At 69.5% G+C, this 20,284-nt stretch carries 10 protein-coding genes; 5 read left to right on the top strand and 5 right to left on the bottom strand.

The annotated features are described in order from the left end of the window. Positions 1–266: 266 nt before the first annotated feature. Positions 267–1,574: an Nramp family divalent metal transporter gene (locus E1161_RS16675; protein WP_165939826.1), complete on the top strand. Its 1,308-nt coding sequence runs from the start codon at positions 267–269 to the stop codon at positions 1,572–1,574. Positions 1,575–1,736: 162 nt separating this feature from the next. On the opposite strand, the gene E1161_RS16670 is transcribed toward E1161_RS16675, so the two are convergent. The 3 genes from E1161_RS16670 to E1161_RS16660 all read right to left on the bottom strand — a co-directional run bounded on the left by E1161_RS16670 (position 1,737) and on the right by E1161_RS16660 (position 4,479). Then, positions 1,737–2,150 carry a ribonuclease domain-containing protein gene (locus E1161_RS16670; RefSeq protein WP_132624278.1) on the bottom strand — a complete coding sequence of 138 codons (414 nt, stop codon included), beginning with the start codon at positions 2,148–2,150 and terminating at the stop codon, positions 1,737–1,739. 490 nt (positions 2,151–2,640) lie between these two features. Then, positions 2,641–3,384 carry a DUF4352 domain-containing protein gene (locus E1161_RS16665; protein WP_132624276.1) on the bottom strand — a complete coding sequence of 248 codons (744 nt, stop codon included), beginning with the start codon at positions 3,382–3,384 and terminating at the stop codon, positions 2,641–2,643. 150 nt (positions 3,385–3,534) lie between these two features. Then, positions 3,535–4,479 (bottom strand): hypothetical protein, encoded by a 945-nt coding sequence (locus tag E1161_RS16660; protein ID WP_132624274.1) that lies wholly within the window; start codon positions 4,477–4,479, stop codon positions 3,535–3,537. A 240-nt stretch (positions 4,480–4,719) separates the two neighbouring features. On the opposite strand from E1161_RS16660, the gene E1161_RS16655 reads away from it, so the two are divergent. Then, a complete protein-coding gene (locus E1161_RS16655) occupies positions 4,720–10,209 on the top strand; it encodes an ATP-binding protein (protein WP_132624272.1) in 5,490 nt (1,829 codons plus the stop codon). Between the two features lie 187 nt (positions 10,210–10,396). Here the strand turns inward: E1161_RS16655 and E1161_RS27235 are convergent, their stop codons facing one another. Both E1161_RS27235 and E1161_RS16650 read right to left on the bottom strand, forming a co-directional pair. Continuing rightward, positions 10,397–10,540 (bottom strand): hypothetical protein, encoded by a 144-nt coding sequence (locus E1161_RS27235; protein ID WP_165939825.1) that lies wholly within the window; start codon positions 10,538–10,540, stop codon positions 10,397–10,399. A 94-nt stretch (positions 10,541–10,634) separates the two neighbouring features. Beyond that, positions 10,635–12,146 carry an acetyl-CoA hydrolase/transferase family protein gene (locus E1161_RS16650; protein ID WP_132624270.1) on the bottom strand — a complete coding sequence of 504 codons (1,512 nt, stop codon included), beginning with the start codon at positions 12,144–12,146 and terminating at the stop codon, positions 10,635–10,637. 1,367 nt (positions 12,147–13,513) lie between these two features. On the opposite strand from E1161_RS16650, the gene E1161_RS16645 reads away from it, so the two are divergent. From E1161_RS16645 to E1161_RS16635, 3 genes are all read left to right on the top strand, one after another. Then, positions 13,514–14,209 carry a PAS domain-containing protein gene (locus tag E1161_RS16645; RefSeq protein ID WP_132624268.1) on the top strand — a complete coding sequence of 232 codons (696 nt, stop codon included), beginning with the start codon at positions 13,514–13,516 and terminating at the stop codon, positions 14,207–14,209. 366 nt (positions 14,210–14,575) lie between these two features. Next, the gene (locus E1161_RS16640; protein WP_235875088.1) at positions 14,576–17,425 is read left to right on the top strand and encodes an ATP-binding protein; all 2,850 of its coding nucleotides are present in this window, start codon (positions 14,576–14,578) and stop codon (positions 17,423–17,425) included. Beyond that, positions 17,422–20,235 (top strand): LuxR family transcriptional regulator, encoded by a 2,814-nt coding sequence (locus E1161_RS16635; RefSeq protein WP_132624264.1) that lies wholly within the window; start codon positions 17,422–17,424, stop codon positions 20,233–20,235. Before E1161_RS16640 ends, E1161_RS16635 begins: the two co-directional genes overlap by 4 nt. Positions 20,236–20,284 lie beyond the last annotated feature (49 nt).

The raw sequence follows: 20,284 nt of genomic DNA, 5'->3' as shown, positions 1-20,284 counted from the left end.
GAGGACGGTTCGGAGCAAGACTGTTCGATGACAACGCCATGTCGCTCCGTCGGCAGCTCCGATGCTATCTGGGTATCGGTGAATGCCGAATGGATGTTGGACATGCATTGTCCGGGCATTTAGCGTCAATTCGCTCATGCCGGGTGATTCAGGGCACTACGACATTCGCCAGCCGGTGGAGGCGCGGTCGAAGCCTCCGAGCCGACGGACTCCGATGCACGCCTGACGAGGCGCGTCGCGGGCTGGCAAGGGCGAAGGAGCCTCTCGTGGTCAAATCCAGGTCGCTCAACACCACCTCCGCCGACGCAACCGCCGCGCCACCACCGACATCGTTCATGGGGTACCTGCGGTCCTTCGGGCCGGGCATCGTCATCGCGCTCAGCTGGGTCGGAACCGGCGACCTCATCGACAACTCGGTGGCCGGCGGCAACTACGGCTACGCGCTGCTGTGGGTGCTGCCGCTGTCATTGGTCTTCCGCTTCCTGTTCGTCAACAGCCTCGCGAAGTACCCGCTCTACAACGTGCAGAACGATTCCAGCATCGTGCGCGGTTTCGCCCGAACGCACCCGGTCTTCGGGTGGCTGATGCTGATCTCCTTCGTGCTCTACACGCACCTGCTGCTGGCCTTCAGCTTCAGCGGTGTGGGCGTGGCGCTGCACGGGCTGTTCGGCGGGCTGCCGCCGTTCTGGTGGTCGGTCATCGGCGCGATCTCGGTGTTCGTGGTGACCTTCCGGGGGGCTTACGGAGTCCTGGAGAACACCTTCAAGGTCGTGCTCGCGGTGATGGTGGGCGCGTTCGTCGTCGGCGTCGTCATGGTGGGCGTCAACTGGCCCGAACTGGTGCGCGGATTCGCCTTCGAGCTGCCGTCGCAGAGCGGCCTGTTCGACTCGTCGCTGGTGGCGTCGAGCCTGGTCCTGGCCACGCTCGGCTCGATGGCCAACCTGTTCTACCCGCAGTTCCTGCGGGAGAAGGGCTGGGTGACCCCGGCCTACCGCCGTGTCCAGCAGTACGACCTGCTGTTCGGTTCGTTCGTGGTGCTGTTCCTCGGCGTGTGCGTCTGGGCGCTGGGGGCGGAGGTGCTGAGCACCGGTGAGGGAGTCGACGAGGCCTCCGACATCGCGGGAGCTCTGGGCACAGCGATCGGCCCGATCGGCACCTACCTGTTCTACCTGGGCTTGCTGGGCGCGGCGTGGACGACGGTGGCGGGCTCCCTGTTCGCGTTGAGCAAGATGAGCGTCGAAGCCCTGCACGCGGTTCGGCCGGGCCGCAGGGAGCGGGTCGGTGACGACCCGCGCGAGGACGGCTTCTACGAGGTGATGGTCGTGTGGGGCTTGGCCGCGATCGTCTGGTCCCTGCCCGCCGCACCGGGTTTCGTCGTGCTCGTGGTGATCTCGCACGTGCTGACCTCCCCGTTCCTGCTGATCATCGTGATCGGCCTGATCGTGATGCTGAACAAGCGCCGGATCATGGGCGAGCACGTCAACACCTGGAAGGAGAACCTGGTCCTGGTCATCGTCGCGCTGCTGGTCTGCGCGGCTGCCGTGCAGGGATTCGCGCAGCTGCTCGCTCCCTGACCCGAGCGAGGAAGAACGAACGAGGCCAAGGTCGCCGTCCTGTTGGACCTCGACGGCAGCGTGGTCGAAGTCGTCTGCGAGGCAGGCAACGGCGGACGTCGTCGGTGCTCTACGCAGGCCGACCGTCCACCGGACTCACCCGATGGACGGTCGGCCTGCCGATCACAGCAGGTGGAAGGTGCCGTAGTGGTCGGGGGAGAAGTACACCTCGTTGGTGGTCGTGTCCAGGACCAGGCGGTAGGCCTGGCGCTGGGCGCCGCACTCGCGCGGCGTCACGTCGAATTCGAGGTAGTCGTGGCCCTCGGGGAGCTGGCCTTCGTAGTTGTTGTAGGTGCCGCCGGCGAAGTTGCACTGCCCGTCCGGCCAGTCGACCCAGCCGCGCTCCGACGGGTAGTTCAGCGAGGCCCATATCTCGTTCGAGCTGCGAGCCTCGTCGCACCCCTTGACCTCGCAGGCCTGCGCGACCGCGGCCGTGGCGGTCGGGGCGATCACGGCACTGCCGCCGCCGAGCAAGCCGAGCACGGCGAAAGCGGCGATGAGCAGCTTGATCACTGGGTTGATCCGGTTGTGCGTCACGCGTCCTCCCGAAAGTTGGCAGCGCCTCCGGAATCTAGGGGGTCGTGAAGGCTTCCGGGGTAGATCTGCGACAACTGGACAACTGGATCAAGCACACTCGAACGCCAGTGGCGAACCGCATCAGTCCCGGCTCCGCGACGTCACGGAGTCGACCTGGGTGTGCATCAGGGCGAGGGTCTGGTCCAGGGTCAGGCCGGAGCGCACGGAAGGCCAGGTAGGTGACGGCCCTGCCTCGTCGCGATCCCGCGCGCCCGTCGACGTCGAACCCACCCACCTCGCGACCAGGACTGCGAGCGCAACCTCCTCATCACCGACTTCACCCCGCCTCGCCGAGGACTCCAACACCGCCCCACCCCGCGACGAAGGTTCCAGCTGAAACCTCGCCGCCGTGAGGGAACCACTCATCAGGAAGGGGTGAAGTCTCAGTTGGAACACCCCGTTCCGCCGGTGGGGTTGGAAGTTCAACGCACCACGTGGTCAACAGCGATGATCAGAACTGGCCCTTGAAGAACACCGTCTGACCGGCGATGGGGTTGGGCTTGACCGACACTTGCAGCTCACCTGGCTGCTGGTCGACCTCCCAGACCTTGGTGAACGTGACCTCGCCGCCGGGCGGGATCTCGGTGTTGGGCAGCGGGTCCCCGGCGGTGAAGTTCTCCTGCGCGACCCGGCCGGAGTGCTGCGCGGTCAGCTGGGCCATCATCACCTGGTAGGGCTGGCTGGTGCCGTTCCTGACCGTCACGTCCACCGAGGCGAACCGCTTGCCCGAAGGTGCCTGAAGGAACGGGTTGTCCGGGGTGAACTCGCGAGGGACGGACACGGTCACTGTTTCGCCGCCGCTCCAGGTGTGGCCCTGACCGAACGCGATCACCGTCGGGGCAGCTTGGTCGCCTCGCGTGATGCCGGTCCCGATGACCGAGCCGGGAGCGTTGATCTGCTCGTTGACCGCCGTGGCGAACAGCCCGAACACGACGGTGCTGAGGATGAGCGCGACGACCCCGAGGCCGGTGCCGATGGCCGCGACGACGAGGTTGGTCGCACGCCCCTTGCCGGCCCGCACGATGCCGATGATTCCGAGGACGATCGCGAGCGCGCCCAAGATGAACCCGATGAACCCGATGATCGGGATCCAGGCCAGCAGCAGACCGAGGATGCCCAGAACCAGCGCCGCGGTTCCCATTCCGTTGCGCGGCTGAACCGGAGCGGGCTGAGGCGTGTAAGCCGAAGTCGTCATGACCTCTTCCTTCATGGAAGTTACTCTTCGAGGTCAGGACATTACCGTGAGAACATGAGGCTCTGTCTGCGAAATGGCGGAACGAGTTCGTATTCTGTAGATCTTCTCCGTGCCCGTTCGGGCCGGAGGGGCGACCTGGCGAACGGCGGCCTACTGCCGATCTGGCTGCGATTTTTCGGTCACGGAGTCGACCTGGGTGTGCATCAGGGCGAGGGTCTGGTCCAGGGTCAGGCCGGAGCTCACGGCGTGGTCGAGGTAGGTGAGGATGCGCTGCGCGTCCTCGCCGAGGACCGCGTTGGTGGAATCTGCCGTGGCGGCGTCTAGGGTGCCGAGGCTCGCGCGCTGCTGGGCGCCGCGCACGGCGCGCCGGAGGATCGTGGTCTCCTGCGCGTTCGGACGCCGGCGCTCCTCGGTGAGGCGGGCGAGGATGCGTCGCACGGTCGGGTCGTTGTTGACCGTCGCGGTCCGCGCGGCGTACGCGGCCACCATCTGCGACCCGCGTCGATCGTCCGGAGCGCTCGGGCCGTTCTCGGCGTGGGCGGGCGGCACGTCGACGTCGAGCGCGTCCATCGCTCGCTGCACGCGCGCGTCCCTGGCGCGTGCGCGGGCGATCGCGTCCGGACGTCCCTTGCCCGCGCGCTCCCGCACCTGCTCGCGGGCCTGCTGCCCGGCTGCGGACAACGTCCGTGGTCGGGAGACGAGCCCGTCGTTGATCTGCTGCTGGCGCTTGAGCCGCAGGTGCATGTCCAGCGACTGCCCTGCCCGGGGTGGTGCCAGCCGCGCGTTGCGCTCGAAGTCGTCGTCCGAATCGCGGAACCACTTCCGCAACCGCCGGACCAGGAAGTCCTCCGGCGACTCCCGGTCACCCCGCCGGGGCTGGAAGCCCTCCTGGCCCTCCGGGAGGTTGTCGAGCGCGACCTTGATCGCGTCCACGCACCAGCCCGCGTCGAACCAGCGGTTGAGGATCGCGATGGCCTCCGAGGTCACCGGGTGACCTGGGAAGACCTCGCCGAACAGCTTCCTGGTGGCCAGCTCGACCTGCTCCCGGTCCGCCGGGATGACCCGGCCCGGCCAGGACTGCGGGGTGAAGGCCATTCGGTTCCTCCAGGGGCTGCGTGTGCGCCACCAGTGTCCACCAACGGTTCCGGTGATCGACGCCGGATCGTGACCGCTGACCTACCGGCGGCGTCCACAGGGCTTCCGTTTGGTGGGTCTCGACTATTTTCGGGGTCCACCACGCCAGGCTGGCTACATATCCCTACTTCCCGGTAACCGGGAGGGTGTTCTTGAACGTCGGGAGCGACAGCTCCCGTGAGGAGATCGGAGGTCTTGTCGGTGTTCCGTCGTGTGGCGATCGTCAACCGCGGGGAAGCCGCGATGCGGCTGATTCATGCTGTGCGGGAGGTCGAGGCCGAGACAGGGGCCCGGATCGAGACCGTCGCCCTCCATACCGACGCGGACCGCTCGGCGGCCTTCGTGCGGGAGGCGGACCTCGGCTACGACCTCGGTGCGGCTCGGGACCGGCCCTACCTGGACCTGGGCGTCCTGGAGCGGGCGCTGATCGAGACCGGGGCCGACGCGGCCTGGGTCGGCTGGGGCTTCGTCGCCGAGGACCCGGCGTTCGCCGAGCTCTGCGAGAAGCTGGGCGTGACCTTCATCGGTCCGAGCGCCGATGCGATGCGCAAGCTCGGTGACAAGATCGGCGCGAAGCTGATCGCCGAGGAGGTCGGTGTCCCGGTCGCGCCGTGGAGCCGAGGCGAGGTCGCCGACCTGGACGCGGCCGTGCGCAGCGCGGGTGAGATCGGCTACCCGCTCATGCTGAAGGCCACCGCGGGCGGCGGCGGACGCGGCATCCGCGTGATCAACGACGAGCGGGAACTGGCCGACGCCTACGAGCGCACCCGGCTGGAGGCCGAGCGGGCGTTCGGCAGCGGTGCGGTCTTCCTGGAGCGGCTCGTCACCGGCGCCAGGCACGTCGAGGTCCAGGTGATCGCCGACGGACAGGGCACGGCGTGGGCGCTGGGGGTCCGCGACTGCTCCGTGCAGCGGCGCAACCAGAAGGTCATCGAGGAATCCTCCTCGCCGGTGCTCAGCGCCGAGCAGAGCGCTGAGCTCAAGGCCTCGGCCGAGCGGCTCGCGCTGGCCGTGGACTACCGGGGAGCCGGGACCGTCGAGTTCCTCTACCACCCCGGTGACCGGCTGTTCGCCTTCCTGGAGGTCAACACCCGCCTGCAGGTCGAGCACCCGATCACCGAGGCCACCACCGGCGTCGACCTGGTGAAGGCCCAGCTGCACGTCGCGTCGGGCGGCAAGCTGGAAGGGGAGCCGCCCGCCGAATCCGGGCACGCGATCGAGGCCCGGCTCAACGCCGAGGACCCGGAGCGCGACTTCGCACCGGCACCGGGCAAGATCGTCCGGCTCGACTTCCCGCAAGGGCCCGGCATCCGCGTCGACACCGGCGTCGACGAGGGTGACAGCATCCCCGCGGACTTCGACTCGATGATCGCCAAGATCATCGCCGTGGGGCGCGACCGGGACGAGGCGCTGGGCAGGTTGCGCCGCGCGATGGCGCAGACCACCGTGATCGTCTCCGGCGGCGCGACCAACAAGAGCTTCGTGCTCGACCTGCTCGACCGGCCCGAGGTGATCGACGGTTCCGCCGACACGGGCTGGATCGACCGGGTCCGCACCGAAGGTGAGCTCCAGTCGCACCGGCACTCGGCGATCGCCCTGGCCGCGGCCGGCATCGAGGCGTACGAGGACGCCGAGCTCGTCGAGCGGCAGCGGTTCCTTGCCGCCGCGCACGGCGGCAGGCCGCAGGCGCAGCACGAGAGCGGGAGGCCGCTGGAGTTCAAGCTGCGGGGCAACTCCTACCGCGTGCAGGTGGCGCGCATCGGGCACGAGCGGTTCCGGATCGGGATCAGCGCGGGCAACGGCGGGCCGGTCCACACCGCCGACGTCGAGGTCGAGCGCTTCGACGACCACGTCGGCCAGCTCACCGTCAACGGCGAGCGCTACCGCCTGGTCACCGACACCCACGGTCCGGTGTGCCTGGCCGAGGTGAACGGCGTGGCCCACCGGGTCAGCCGCGACGAGGGCGGCGTGCTGCGCTCGCCCGCGCCAGCGCTGGTCGTCGCGACCCCGCTGGAGGTCGGCGCCGAGGTCGAGGAAGGCGCGGCGGTCCTCGTGCTGGAGAGCATGAAGATGGAGACCGTGCTTCGCGCCCCGTTCCGCGCCAAGCTGCGGGAGTGCTTGGTGCGCACGGGAAGTCAGGTCGAGACGGGAGCGCCGCTGCTGCGGCTGGAGCCGCTCGGCGACGCCGACGAGCCCAGCGCGGAACAGGCCACGTCCGAGACCGCTGATCTCGCGCTGCCTCCGGGACGGGAGGGCATCGACGCGGGCGAGCGCGCGACGCGCAGCCGGCAGGACCTGCGCAGCATGCTGCTCGGGTTCGACGTGGACCCGCAGGACGAGCGCCGGGTCCTCAACGACTACCTGCGGGCTCGCGAGGAGCTGGTCGAGGCCGGACGGCGTCCGCTGGCCGAGGAGATCGAACTCCTCGAGGTGTTCGCCGACCTCTCCGAGCTGAGCCGCAACCGGCCGGTCGGGGAGGAGACGGCAGCGGACTCGCGCGTGCACAGCTCGCGCGAGTACTTCCACACGTACCTGCAGAGCCTCGACGTCGAGCGGGCCGGGCTGTCCGAGACGTTCCAGCGGCGCCTGGTCAAGGTCCTCGCCCACTACGGCGTCGACGAGCTGGACCGGACCCCGGAGCTGGAGGAAGCGGTCTTCCGGATCTTCCTCGCCCAGCAGCGCGCCTCCTCGGACGAGGCGGCGGTGTCGACCCTGCTGCGGCAGTGGCTCGCCGAGGCACCGCCGTCCGGCGCGAACCGGCAGCCCGCCGGTCTCGCCCTGGAACACCTGGTCGCGGCGACCCAGCTGCGCTTCCCCGCGCTGTCCGACCTCGCACGCACCGTGGCGTTCCGCTGGTTCGCCCAGCCGATGCTGCGGCGCCACCGCGCGGAGGTCTACGCGGGGGTGCGCAAGCACCTGAGGCACCTGGACGAGAACCCGGCCGCACCGGACCGGGCCGAGCGGATCTCCGCGATGGTCTCCAGCGCAGAACCGCTGGTCCGGCTCGTCGGGCAGCGCATCGGCCGCGAGGGCACCGACCCGGCGCCGCTGCTGGAGGTGCTCGCCCGCCGCTACTACGGCAACCGTGAACTCGACGACGTCCGCACGGTCGAGGTCGCCGACTGCACCTTCGTCACCGCTGAGCACCGGAGCGCCGGTTCGCGCGTGGTGAGCACGGCGGTGGACTTCGCCGCGCTGCCCGACGTCGTGCGGGCGATCGGTGAGCTGGCCACCGACGGTGACCTGGTCGCCGACGTCTACCTGGTGTGGGACGGCCAGCCCGACGACACCGACGCCATGGCGGCCCGGCTCGGCGAGGTGCTCGCCGCTCAGCAGCTGCCGAGCCAGGTCAACCGGATCACCACCACGGTTGCCGGTCCCAGCGGTGCGGTGATGCACCACCACTTCACCTTCCGCCCGTTCTCGGAGGGCTTCGCCGAGGAACGCCTGATCCGCGGGCTGCACCCGTTGCTCGCCGACCGGATGCAGCTGGAGCGGCTGCGCGAGTTCGACCTCGACCGCCTGCCCTCGGCCGACGAGGAGGTCTACCTGTTCCGGTGCGTGGCACCGCAGAACCCGGCGGACGAGCGGCTGGTGGCGCTGGCGCAGGTGCGCGACCTGACGCCGTTGCGGGAGTCCGACGGCAGGCTCGTCGCGCTGCCCGCCGCGGAGGGCGTGCTCACCGCGTGCCTCGACGCGATCCGCAAGGCCCAGGCCAAGGAACCCAAGGCGAACAAGCGTTCCGGGACCAACCGCATCGTCATCTACGTCTGGCCTCCGAACGAGCTGTCCATGGAGGAGCTCGACGTCGTCGCGCAGCGCGTGCTGCCCACGACGGCCGGGGCCGGGCTGGAGGAAGTGCTGTTCCTGGTGCGCCAGCGAGACCCGGAGACCGGTGAGCTCGGCGAGGTCGCGGTGCGCATCGGCTACGACGCCGGGGCGGGGATGCGGTTCTCCGTCGAGCAGCCGTCGGTGGAGCCGCTGCAGCCGCTGGACTCCTACCGTCAGAAGGTGTTGCGGGCGGCCAACCGCGGAACCGTCTACCCGTACGAGCTGACGAAGATGCTGGCCGGTGCTCACGGCACCTTCGTCGAGCACGACCTCGACGAGGATGGCGTGCTGGTGCCGGTGGACCGGCCGAAGGGGCAGAACTCGGCGGCGATCGTCGCGGGCGTGGTCACCACGCCCACGCGCCGGCACCCCGAGGGGATGTCGCGGGTGGTGCTGCTGGGCGATCCGACCAAGGCGCTGGGTGCCCTGTCGGAGCCGGAGTGCTCGCGCGTGATCGCCGCGTTGGACCTGGCCGAGCGGATGCAGGTGCCGCTGGAGTGGTTCGCGCTCTCGGCCGGTGCGCGGATCTCGATGTCCTCGGGAACCGAGAACATGGATTGGGTTGCCGCCGCGCTCAAGAAGATCGTCACGTTCACCCAGGGTGGCGGTGAGATCAACGTCGTGGTGGCCGGTATCAACGTGGGTGCGCAGCCGTACTGGAACGCCGAGGCCACGATGCTGATGCACACCAAGGGGATCCTGGTGATGACACCGGATTCGGCGATGGTGCTCACGGGCAAGCAGTCGCTGGACTTCTCCGGTGGTGTCTCGGCCGAGGACAACTTCGGCATCGGCGGTTACGACCGGGTCATGGGCCCGAACGGTCAGGCGCAGTACTGGGCGCCGAACCTCGCAGCGGCCAACGACGTGCTGATGGCCCACTACGAGCACACCTACATCGCCCCGGGCGAGACCGGGCCGCGCGGTGCGGGCAGCAGCGACCCGCGTGACCGCGACATCTCGACCTACCCGCACGAGCTCGCCGACAGCGACTTCAGCACCGTGGGTCAGATCTTCTCGTCCGAGCACAACCCGGACCGCAAGAAGTCCTTCGACATCCGCACGGTCATGCGGGCGGTGTCGGACCAGGACCACCCGGTGCTTGAGCGGTGGGCCGGGATGGCCGACGCCGACACGGCCGTCGTCCAGGACGCGCACCTCGGGGGCAGCCCGGTCTGCCTGATCGGTGTCGAATCGCGTTCGGTCGCGCGGCGCGGGTTCCCGCCCACCGACGGCCCGGACGCCTACACCTCGGGGACGCTGTTCCCGCGCTCGTCGAAGAAGACCGCTCGCGCCATCAACGCGGCCAGCGGGAACCGGCCGCTGGTGGTGCTGGCGAACCTCTCCGGGTTCGACGGCTCTCCCGAATCCATGCGCAAGCTGCAGCTGGAGTACGGCGCCGAGATCGGCCGGGCCATCGTCAACTTCGACGGCCCCATCGTGTTCTGCGTGATCTCCCGCTACCACGGCGGCGCGTTCGTCGTGTTCTCCAAAGCGCTCAACCCCAACATGACCGTCCTCGCGGTCGAGGGTTCGTACGCCTCGGTGATCGGTGGCGCACCGGCGGCAGCGGTCGTCTTCGCGGGTGAGGTCAACGAGCGCACCGTGAACGACCCGAGGGTGCGGGAGCTCGAGGCGCTCGTGGCGGCTGCCAACGGTCCGGAACGAGCGGCTGAGAGCCTCAAGCTGGCCGACGTCCGGGCGGAGGTGCGAGCCGAGAAGCTCAGCGAGGTGGCGGCGGAGTTCGACCGGGTGCACAGCATCCAGCGCGCGGTGGAGGTCGGCTCGGTCGACGCGATCGTGCGCGCCGACGAGCTGCGTCCGCGGATCATCGACGCCATCGAAAGCCACCTGGGCTGACGTCAGAGTCCCCGGCCGGGCATCGACCCCGGCCGGGGCCGCTGGCTGCAGATCTACGCCCCGACTCCCAGCAGGGCATCAGAGGCCCAGCCGGGCGACCGGGTCAGCTGCGCCTTCACCTGAGACCTCAGCGACGACGGAATCCACCCGGACTACACCGTCGCCGCCCCCTCCACCGCGCCTCCGGTCAGGCGGTGGACTCGTCCTGCAGAGCACGTCGCTGAAGCCCGATCAGGACTTCCCGCAGGATGCCGCCGCCGAGCGGGGTCACGCACGCCCGGCGTGAGGACCCGACCAGGTAGCCGCACCATACGCACAGCGGTGAGCGCACCGGTGAGACCGAACGCGAACGTCCCGGTCAGATCAGCGCGAGCGACAACGGCGGTTGAGCCACCGCAGTCTGACCCCGCGCCCATCCCACACGCTCACCCGCGCATCGATCCGTGCTGGACGAAGCGGTGGTGCCAGGACAGGGACTCGTCGAGCAGGTGCGGGGTGTGCAGCCCGAACGACGAGTGCTGCGCCCGCTGGAAGTAGTCGTGCAGCAGCGGCCGGAAGTCGGGGTGCGCGCAGCGGTCGATGATGCGTTCCGCCCGCTTCTTCGGCGACAGGCCACGCAGGTCGGCAAGGCCCTGCTCGGTCACGACGACGTCCACGTCGTGCTCGGTGTGGTCGACGTGCGAGACCATCGGCACGATCGCCGACACGTCCCCGTTCTTGGCCTGCGACGGCGTCACGAAGATCGACACGTAGGCGTTGCGCGCGAAGTCGCCGGAGCCGCCGATGCCGTTCTGTACGCGGCTGCCCATCAGGTGAGTGGAGTTGATGTTGCCGTAGATGTCGGCCTCCACGATCCCGTTCATCGCCAGGCAACCGAGCCGGCGCACCACCTCGGGATGGTTGCTGATCTCCTGCGGCCGCAGAACGATCTTGTCGCGGTAGGCGGCGGTGTCCCGGTTGAACCGGTCCACCGCGGTCGGGCTCAGCGAGAACGCCGTCGCGGACGCCATCTGGAGCTTGCCGGACTCGATGAGCTGCAGCATCCCGTCCTGGATGACCTCGGTGTAGGCGGTGAGCCCGTCGAACGGTCCGGCTCCGAGGCCGGCTAGGACGGCGTTGGCGACGTTGCCCACCCCGGACTGCAACGGCAGCAGTTCCCGGGGCAACCGGCCGTTGCGCACCTCCGACTCCAGGAAGCCCAGGACGTGCCCGGCGATCTGCTCGGAGGTCCGGTCGGGCGGGGTGAAAGCCGCGTTGCGATCGGGTGATTCGGTTTCCACGACCGCGATCACCTTCTCCGCCGGGCACTCCAGGTGCGGCACGCCGATCCGGTCGGCCGGGTGGGTGATCGGGATGGGCTTGCGGTGGGGCGGGAGAGCGGTCCCGTAGTAGATGTCGTGCATGCCGTCGAGGTGCTCGCTCTGCCACGAGTTCACCTCGAGGATCACCCGATCAGCCTGCTCCAGCCACGTCTTGTTGTTGCCCACCGAAGAGGACGGGATCAAGTGGCCGTCCGAGGTGATGCCGCTGACCTCCACGACGGCCAAGTCCAGTTCGCCGTAGATGCCCTGCCACACCCGCTGCGCCACGTGGGAGAGGTGGATGTCGGTGTAGTCCAGCCGACCGGCGTTGATCTTCGCGCGGCTCACCGGATCCGACTGGTACGGCAACCGGAGGTAGATCCCCTCCACCTCCGCCAGCGCCCCGTCGAGCTCCGGAGCGGTCGAAGCCCCGGTCCACAACCCGACCTTCATCGGCCGCCCCTGCTCGTGGGAGGTCGCGACCCGCTTCGCCAGCGCTCCAGGCACCTCCTTCGGATACCCGGCGCCGGTGAACCCGCTCATGCCCACGTTCTCGCCGGGTTCGATCATCTCGGCGGCCTCCTCGGCCGAGACGATCTTCGAGGCGAACTGCCGATTCCGAATCCTGCCGGTCATCCACGACCTCCCGCTCAACGTTGAGACGCGCAGCGCCACCTCGGGCCAAGGGCGCTTGCTGTGACGCGGATCCTAAGCACGAGACCAAGCGGAACTCGCTGTGACGCGGGGCACCGACCGTGCCCCGCGGTCCCGCTCACCAGGCAAGACGCGGCGCCGGAAGCGTCACGCGAGCGATCGGCGGCGTTCGCTGAGCGACACCGGCGGTCGCGCAGCGAACCCCGACCGGCGCGCCTCTGCAGCGCGAGCGCCGTGGTTCCACGGCGGGGTGACGACGACGCCCAGGGCGCTCGCGATCGCTGATCACCCTGGGAACCGGGCTCGTTCTCGCCGTCGGCACCGAGTGGGGAGTCGCGACGCACCACTGGTCGCTGATCAAGCGCGTGCTGGTGGCCGCCACGATCGCCATCACCGCCAGCCTTCGCCCGGATGGATCGCCGACGCGACCCAGCCCGTCGGGGCCTTCACCGGGGCCCGGACCAACCTCGTCGGCATGGCCGTGTTCCACGTCCTCGCGATCGGGGCCGCCGCGTGGCTCTCGATCTACGAACCCGACGGCTGCCTCCGCTGGACCCTGGCGACCTCCAAGCGGTGATACGCAGGCTCCGCGAGCTGGGTCCCGCACGTCGACCAGACGGCGCGCCCGACGTCGTCACCGACCGCGTTCGCATCTGAATCATGCAATTCGGTGCACGAGTTGTGAATACCGGGCCGTCGAAGCCGGCGGCCGACGCCATGAATCCTCGATTCGCAATGGCGTCCGTCCTCGCAGGTGGACCGACTGTTCATTGCGTGGTGAGCGCCCACCGGCCGGATTGAGTCGTTTCATGCTGTCCCGACGCGACAACGATCTGTTGTTCCGCAGGGTGGGGATAGGAACATAAGGGTTCCTGTTCATGGGTCTGAGTAATATGGCAACTCTGTGAATTATGGGATTTTACCCGTGCTCATCTGAGTGTGAGCGCTCACTCGGCTCATTTGAGCAATTGCCGTGAGTGTTCGGACTTGTCCACGTTGTGCGCGAGGGTTGTGCGCAACTAAATGCTCTTCTCGGCGGCAAGTGGTGCGGGTCCCGCGTGTTCGGGTGCGCTGTTTCCCGCACCCTCCTGGTGCGCCGTGCTCCGCAACGTGGGGAGCCCGTATGGAGTACGGGCTTTTTGTCGTCGCTGGACAAGGGCGGTTCAATTTTTCTCTCGGCGACGTGGCCGAACTGTCGGCGTCAGCGACCACAACATTAGGCGGTGCGCACTCTCCCGCGTTGACCTCATAAGAGCGCTCTTCATACGATTGGAGGTGTCTCCGTGCGGAGGCGAACAGACCTTCCCGGCAGTCGGGATTCCTCAGGATTCGGGAGAGGTACACCGTCAATGCCCACTGTTGCCGCTGATCCTCGCCTCTTCGACAATGCTTGCGGCGAGGAATTGAGAAACGATATTGCCGACGTGGATGTGTTCCAGTCGCTCCTAGAGCGATCAGGGCAGCACTTGGCCAGTCTAGATCTGCAGATGCGGATCATCCAAGCCAACGATGCTTTTGTCGCCCAATTCGGCCACCCCCGCGAGTCGGTGCTCGGGCGCAGTTTCTACGACCTGCTGCACCCCGGGGTGCGCGAGCCGATCAGCCGGAACTTCGAGCGGCTGGTCGAAGGGCGAAACCAGTGCTTCGTCGACTGCTTCGTCGGTGTCGGTGCGGAGCAGAACGCCTTCACCGGCGACATCACCGGAGTCGCCGTGCGCGGAACGTCGTCCGGTGAACTGACGAAGCTCGTGGTCCTGATATCCCCGGAGAAGCTCAACCGGGCGAACGTGGTGGTCGCCGATCGGAAGAGGGTCCTCTCCGAGCTCAACGCTCGAATCCTCGAGGGCATCGCGACCGGTGAGTCGACCGTTCGCCTGGCCTCCCGGCTCTTCCTGAGCCGGCAGGGCGTCGAATACCACGTCGGCGCGATGCTCAAGAAGCTCAAGGCACCCAACCGCGCAGCCCTCGTGTCCCGCGCGTACAGCCTCGGTTTGCTGAGCGTGGGCAGCTGGCCACCTCGCGTGCCACGCGACTACGTGAAGTAGTGCCGCAGTGACCGTCCGATGTGGATGAAATCGTCCGGTCCTGCCCGATGTGCCGTCCGGTGCGAACCGGGTTGCTGCGCACTGACCCGGCATCGGGCGGCGTTGTGGTGAACATTCGATGGCCGCGCCGACAAGCGCAGCCGTCCCGCGGTTCGAGCGATCGCGTCTACCGCAGGGGAACTAGGGCATTCACCAGCATCTGGTGTTGATCAGCGCTTGCGCCTCCGTAAGACCGATGGTGGACTTCTGCCCAGGTCTACTGGCGGATGTACCCGTGAGCGCGGCTGGAATCCCTGGTCAGATCCGTGTGAGTCGGGGTGAGTTGGGTTGCGGGGTGACGAAGGCGGCGCCGAGTGGATCCAGCCCGTGGTCGGGCGGTCCCGCGAGTGCGCGGCACTCGCGGACGGGCTCGCGGAGGCTCGTTCCGGTCGTGCGCGGTGTCTGGTCTTCCGAGGACCCAGCGGAGTGGGCAAGAGCCGTCTGCTGAGCGGAATACGGCAGCACGAATCGGCGCGCGGCTGCACCGTTCTGCGGGCGAGCTGCTCCGAAGTGGACTTCCCGTCGAACTTCGCTGTGGTGCGGAAGCTGTTCGCACCGCTGCAGCTCGGCGCCGACGACGTCGCCAGCCCGGTGGTTCCGGTGCTCTTCCCGGCCCTGCCGCCCGCGATCCAACCCGCCGTCGACTACGCGGTGCTGTCCGGTCTGCACTCCCTGGCGGCGAAGTTGATGTCCACGGCTCCGCTGGTGCTCGTCGTGGACGACGCCCACTGGTGCGACGAAGCTTCGCTGCGCTGGCTGGACTTCCTGCTCCGAAGAGCCGACGACCTACCGCTGCTGGTCGTGCTCGGCGACCGCTGCGACGAACTGGAAGGCACCGCGCAGGCAGCCAGGTCCGGCATCGTCGCCCAGCGCGCCAGCACCGTGATCGAGTTGGGGCCGCTGACCCGGACCGACGTCGGCGAGGTCGTGGCGGAGGTCTTCTCGGAGCGGGTGGACTGCGGATTCGTCGACGCCTGCGCGCGGACCTCGGGGGGAAACCCGGGGCTGCTCAACCGATTGCTCGATGACCTCGTCCGGGCCGGGGTCCGGCCGGGTTCGGAGGGCGTCGCCGCGGTCGAGGAAGTCGGGCGGGACGTGCTGGCCGCCTCGGTGCTGAGCCGGCTGGCCGGACAACCCGAGCGAGTCCGCAGGGTCGCCGCCGCGATGGCCGTTCTCGGTCCCGCCGCAGGACCGGAAACCGTGGCCGCGCTGGCGGGAGCGACCCGGTGGCAGGTCGCCGAAGCGCTCGGCGTGCTGCGCCGGTGCGACGTCGTGGCGGCTTCCGGCGCTGACTTCGTGCACGACACCGTTCGCACCGCGGTGCTCGACGCCCTGCCGATGTCCGAAGCGGACCGCCTGCGCGCGGCGCGGATCCTCAACGACGCCGGGCGGCCCGCCGTCGAGGTCGCGGACCACCTGCTCTCACTGCCCGAGCTGGACCAGATGTGGATGGCCGGGGTGCTGCGCGACGCCGCGGCCTTGTCGGAGCGGCAGGGGACTCCCCAGACCGCCGTGCGCTACCTGCGACGAGTGCTCGACGTCGAGGTTTCCGAACCCCAGCGCATCCGCGTCCGAGCCGACCTCGGCCGGGTGCTCGCGCAACTCGACCCGTACGCGGCGCTGCCGATCCTGCGAGAGCTGCTGAACAAGGTCACCGACCCCGACGCGTACGTCTCCCTCGTCCTGAGCTTCTCGATGACCGCGGTCACCGCGCAACGCCATCCGGAAGCGGTTCGGGTGCTCGGCGAGGTGCTGGCGATGCTGTCGACCAAGACCGGGCGGGACGTCTCCCCGGCACATCACGAGCTGTGCCTGTCCGTCGAGTCGATGCTGCTGATCATCGGCGCCGGCGAGCGGTCGACCTTCGCCCTCGTGCGGGACCGGATCGAGGAGCGGCCGCGCCCGGCGGGCAGCACACCGGCCGAGCGGCGGATGCTCGCCGCCACCTCCTACGTGCGCTCGTTGCGGGGAGAGCCGTCGGGACAGGTGGTCGAGCAAGCCCGGGCCGCCCTGAGCTTCCAGGCCAACGACGCCGACCCCTGGACCGAGCGGTGCTCGCTGTTCGCCCTGCACCTGGCGGACGTCACCGACGACCTGCTGCCCGCGGCCCGGCGCTCGGTCGAGGTGGTCAAGAACATGGGCGCGCGCTCGGACTACTCGTACTCGCTGTCCTGCTACGCCCGAGTCCTCCTGCACCTCGGCGATGTCCGGGAGGCCGCCGCCGAGGCGCAGACGGCTGCGGAGATCTGCGCGCAGACGAGCGGGGCCGGTTCGACCGCCGCGCAGTTCACCGCGTGGGCCAGCGCGCTGGTCGAGCAGGGGCACGTCGAGCAGGCCGATGAGGTGCTGGACCGGATCGACCGGGCCTGGTTCGAGGAGTCGACCCTCGAATGGCACTACTTCCTGCACACCAGGGCGCGGGTTCGCTGGATCCAGGGCAACCCGGCCGCGGCCTCGGACTTGCTGCTGCGGTGCGGTCAGAGCATGACCGACGTGGGCATCGGCAATCCGGTCTTCGTGCCGTGGCGCACCGACGCTGCCTACTTGCTGGCAAGCCTCGGACGCCGTTCGGAAGCGGCTGAACTGGTCGAGCGCGATGGGGAAGCGGCGCAACGCTGGGGCACCGCGAGGGCCATCGGGCGTCACCTGATGGCGCGCGGAGCGATCGCCGAGGACGCCGCGCACGCGGTCGAGTGGCTGACCGAAGCCGTCGAGGTCCTCTCCGGTTCTCCCGCATGGCTCGAGGAGGCCCGCGCGCAGCGCCGGCTCGGTGCCGCCCTGCTGCTCACCGGGGACGTCAGGGGCGCCCGCAAGCACCTGCGACGCGCGGTGGACCTGGCCACGCTCTGCGGTTCCCGGCCCATCGCGGAGAGCGCGCGGGCGCTGGCGGTGACCGCCGGCGGCAGGATGGGGCAACCGCTGCGGTCGCCGGTCGACCTGCTCACCGGCAGCGAGCACCGGGTCGCGACGATGGCGGCCTCCGGCGCCAGCAACAGGGAGATCGCCGAGGCGCTGTTCGTCACGCTGCGCACCGTCGAAACGCATCTCACCAACGCCTACCGCAAGCTGCGCGTGTCCCGGCGAGCGGATCTGCCCACCGCGCTCGGTGGTTCCCGAACGCGGTTGCAGCAGCACGAGCACGAAGTCGAAGCGGTACCGCTCGCCGGAAGACGATGACCACGGGGGCGACGATGCAGACGACCGGGACGCACCTGCCGACCGGTTCCGCACTGGACCCGGGGCGCTCGCGGCTGCTCGAACGGGAGCACGAGCTCGACGCCGCCGACGAGGCGCTGGCCGCCACCCGTTCCGGCGCCGGATCACTGCTGGTCATCAGCGGTCCGCTGGGCATCGGGAAGTCGGAGCTGCTCAGCGCGTGCGCGCAGCGCGGTCGTCGGATCGGGCTCCGCGTGCTGCGCGCCAGCTGCGCCACGCAGGAGCGCGATTTCGAGTTCGGCGTGGTGCGGCAGCTGCTGGGACCGGCGAGCACCGCCCCCTCCCCGGAGACCACCGGGGGCGGTCAGCACGACCTGGTGGTTCGGCGCGACGTGCTTCCGGCCATCGTCGGGATGAGCGCCGAGCAGCCGCTGCTGATCCTGGTCGACGACCTGCACGGGGCCGACACCGCGTCTGCGACGTGCCTGGGCCAGCTGGGCGGACGGGTGGCCGGTCTGCCGGTCACGATCGCGGTGACCGTGCTGGACGGTGATCCCGGGTCCGAGCGCCCGCTGGTCCGGGAGATCAGCGACGCGGCGACCCGTGTCCTGCGACCGGGGCGGCTGTCGGCCGCCGCGGTGCGGACCGTGGTGCGCGGTGAGCTCGGTGAGCGGGTCGACGAGGAGTTCGTGACAGCCTGCCGGGACAGGTCGGCGGGCAACCCGCTGCTGCTGATGTCGATGTTGTCCGAGGTGGAGGTCACCGGGCGGAGCCCGAGCGCGACCGAGTTGGAGGCGGTGCGGCCGTCCGGGCTGCGGGAGCGGTTGGTGGCCTGCCTGAGCGCCCAGCCTCCCGCGGTGCACCGGCTGATCCGGACGACGGCGGTGCTGGGGGAGAGCGCCGACACCGAGTTGGTGGGCAGAGCCGCCGGGCTCGACGAGGAGCAGCACGTGGAAGCCGTGCGGGTGGTGCGCCGACTGGGTCTGTTGAACTCCGAATCCTGCCTCGGGCCAGCCGGTTCCGCCGTGCGCGCCGCCGTCGAGGCGCTGACCGCTGACGAGGAGCCGGAGGAAGTCCACCGGCGCGCCGCTGAGCTGCTCCACCACCAGGGCCACTCGGCGCGAGAAGTGGCCAGGTACCTGGTCGAGATGGCGGCACCAGCGGACGACTGGGCGCTGCGCGTGCTCCGCGACGCGGCGGAGGCCGAATTGGAGTTGGGCGCACCGGAGACTGCGGCGTCCTACCTGCGCCGAGCGCTCCTGGACAGCTCACCGGGCGGGGAAGAACGCGCCGAGCTGCTGGCCGAGCTCGCCACCGCGGAAAGGGCTTTCGATCCTGCTGCCTCGGTTCGCCACGTGTCCCAGGCGGTGTCGATGCTCGCCTCGACCGAGGAGCGAGCGGCGGCGCTGTCGCGGCTGTCGCCGATGATGCTGGCCATTTCGCCAGCGCCCATCATCGATGTGGTCCGGGAAGTGGTCCGGGACTGCGGGGCGCAGCAGGAGCCCTCCTCGGCGGATCGGTTGCTCCGCATGGAGGCTCGGCGGCGCTACCTCATGATCGAGGACCCGAAGGGGATCGCGGACAACGTTCGCCGACTGCGCGAACTGGGGCCGAACCCGCCGCTGGAGAGCGCGGCGCAACGCGAACTGCTGTCGGTGCTGCTCTACGCGGCGACGGTGACCTCGGAGGTCGGCGCGTCGGAAGTGGCGCGCCTGGCCCACCGCGTCCTGGAACGAGAACCGGCCCGCACCGAGCACGTCCACACCGGACTGCCACTGCTCGCGAACGTGCTCGTCGGCGCCGACTCGCCCGGGATCCTGCCCTCGTGGGTGGACCGCGCTCGGGAGCAGCAACAGCGCCAGGAGGACGTCGTGGCGCGGACGTTGCTGCGCACCGAGGAGGGCCTGGCCCTGATGTCCACGGGACGGTTGGACGAGGCGCTGTCCGCCATGCGCGAGGCGATCGACCTGGGCGGATCGGGTTGGGAGCACGGCAACTCGGGAACGCTGCTCACGGTTGCCTTCCTGGCGCTGGAGACCGGTGACCGCGATCTGACGGATCGGGTGCTGGAACGTGGCGTCGTGCCGGGCAACAACGTGTGCGTCACGGCGGTGGTGCGGTCGCTCAAGGCCTCGGTGGCCACCGACCGCAGCGAGGTCGGTCTGGCGCTGCAGCACATCCTCGATCTCGGCCAGCAGCTGGACCGCTGGGGGATGCGGAACCCCGCGCTGTGCCCGTGGCGAGGCCTGGCCGCGGAGATGCATCACCGGCTCGGCGAGGTCGACGAGGCACATCTGCTGATCGAGCAGGAGTACGAGCTGGCGCGGAACTGGGGCGCCCCGGTGGCGATCGGCCGAGCTCTGCGGCGCTACGCCGCGCTCAGTGGCGGAGGCGAGGACATCCGGTTGCTGCGGGAGGCGGTCTCGGTGCTGAAGGAGTCCGCCAACCGGGTCGAACTGGCCCGAGCGCACCTGCTGCTCGGTCGGCGGCTGCGCGGCGTGGGTCGGCCGGGCGCGGAGAAGCACCTCCGGGAGGCACGCGGCATCGCCATCGAGTGCGGGGTGCAGCGGTTGATCGATCGCGCCACCGCAGAGCTGGGTGTGCCGGTGTCCTCGGCCCCGGCGACGGGACCGCTGTTGACGCCTTCCGAACACCAGGTGGCGATGCTGGCCCGCAGCGGTCGCACGAACGAGGAGATCGCCCGCGAAGCGCGGATCACCTCGCGCACGGTGGAGAAGCACTTGACGAAGATCTACCGGAAGCTGGGCGTCGGAGGCCGGGCGGAGCTGGCGGACGCGCTCGCCCCTCCGCACGACCGAAATTCGTCCTGATGCCGATAAAATCGTGCCGCATCACATGGTGGTGCGGCCATCTGAAAGG

Source organism: Saccharopolyspora aridisoli, from assembly GCF_004348445.1.
Classification (GTDB): domain Bacteria; phylum Actinomycetota; class Actinomycetes; order Mycobacteriales; family Pseudonocardiaceae; genus Saccharopolyspora; species Saccharopolyspora aridisoli.
The sequence above is the reverse complement of the archived record's forward strand: the minus strand, read 5'-3'. Positions and strand labels throughout refer to the sequence as shown.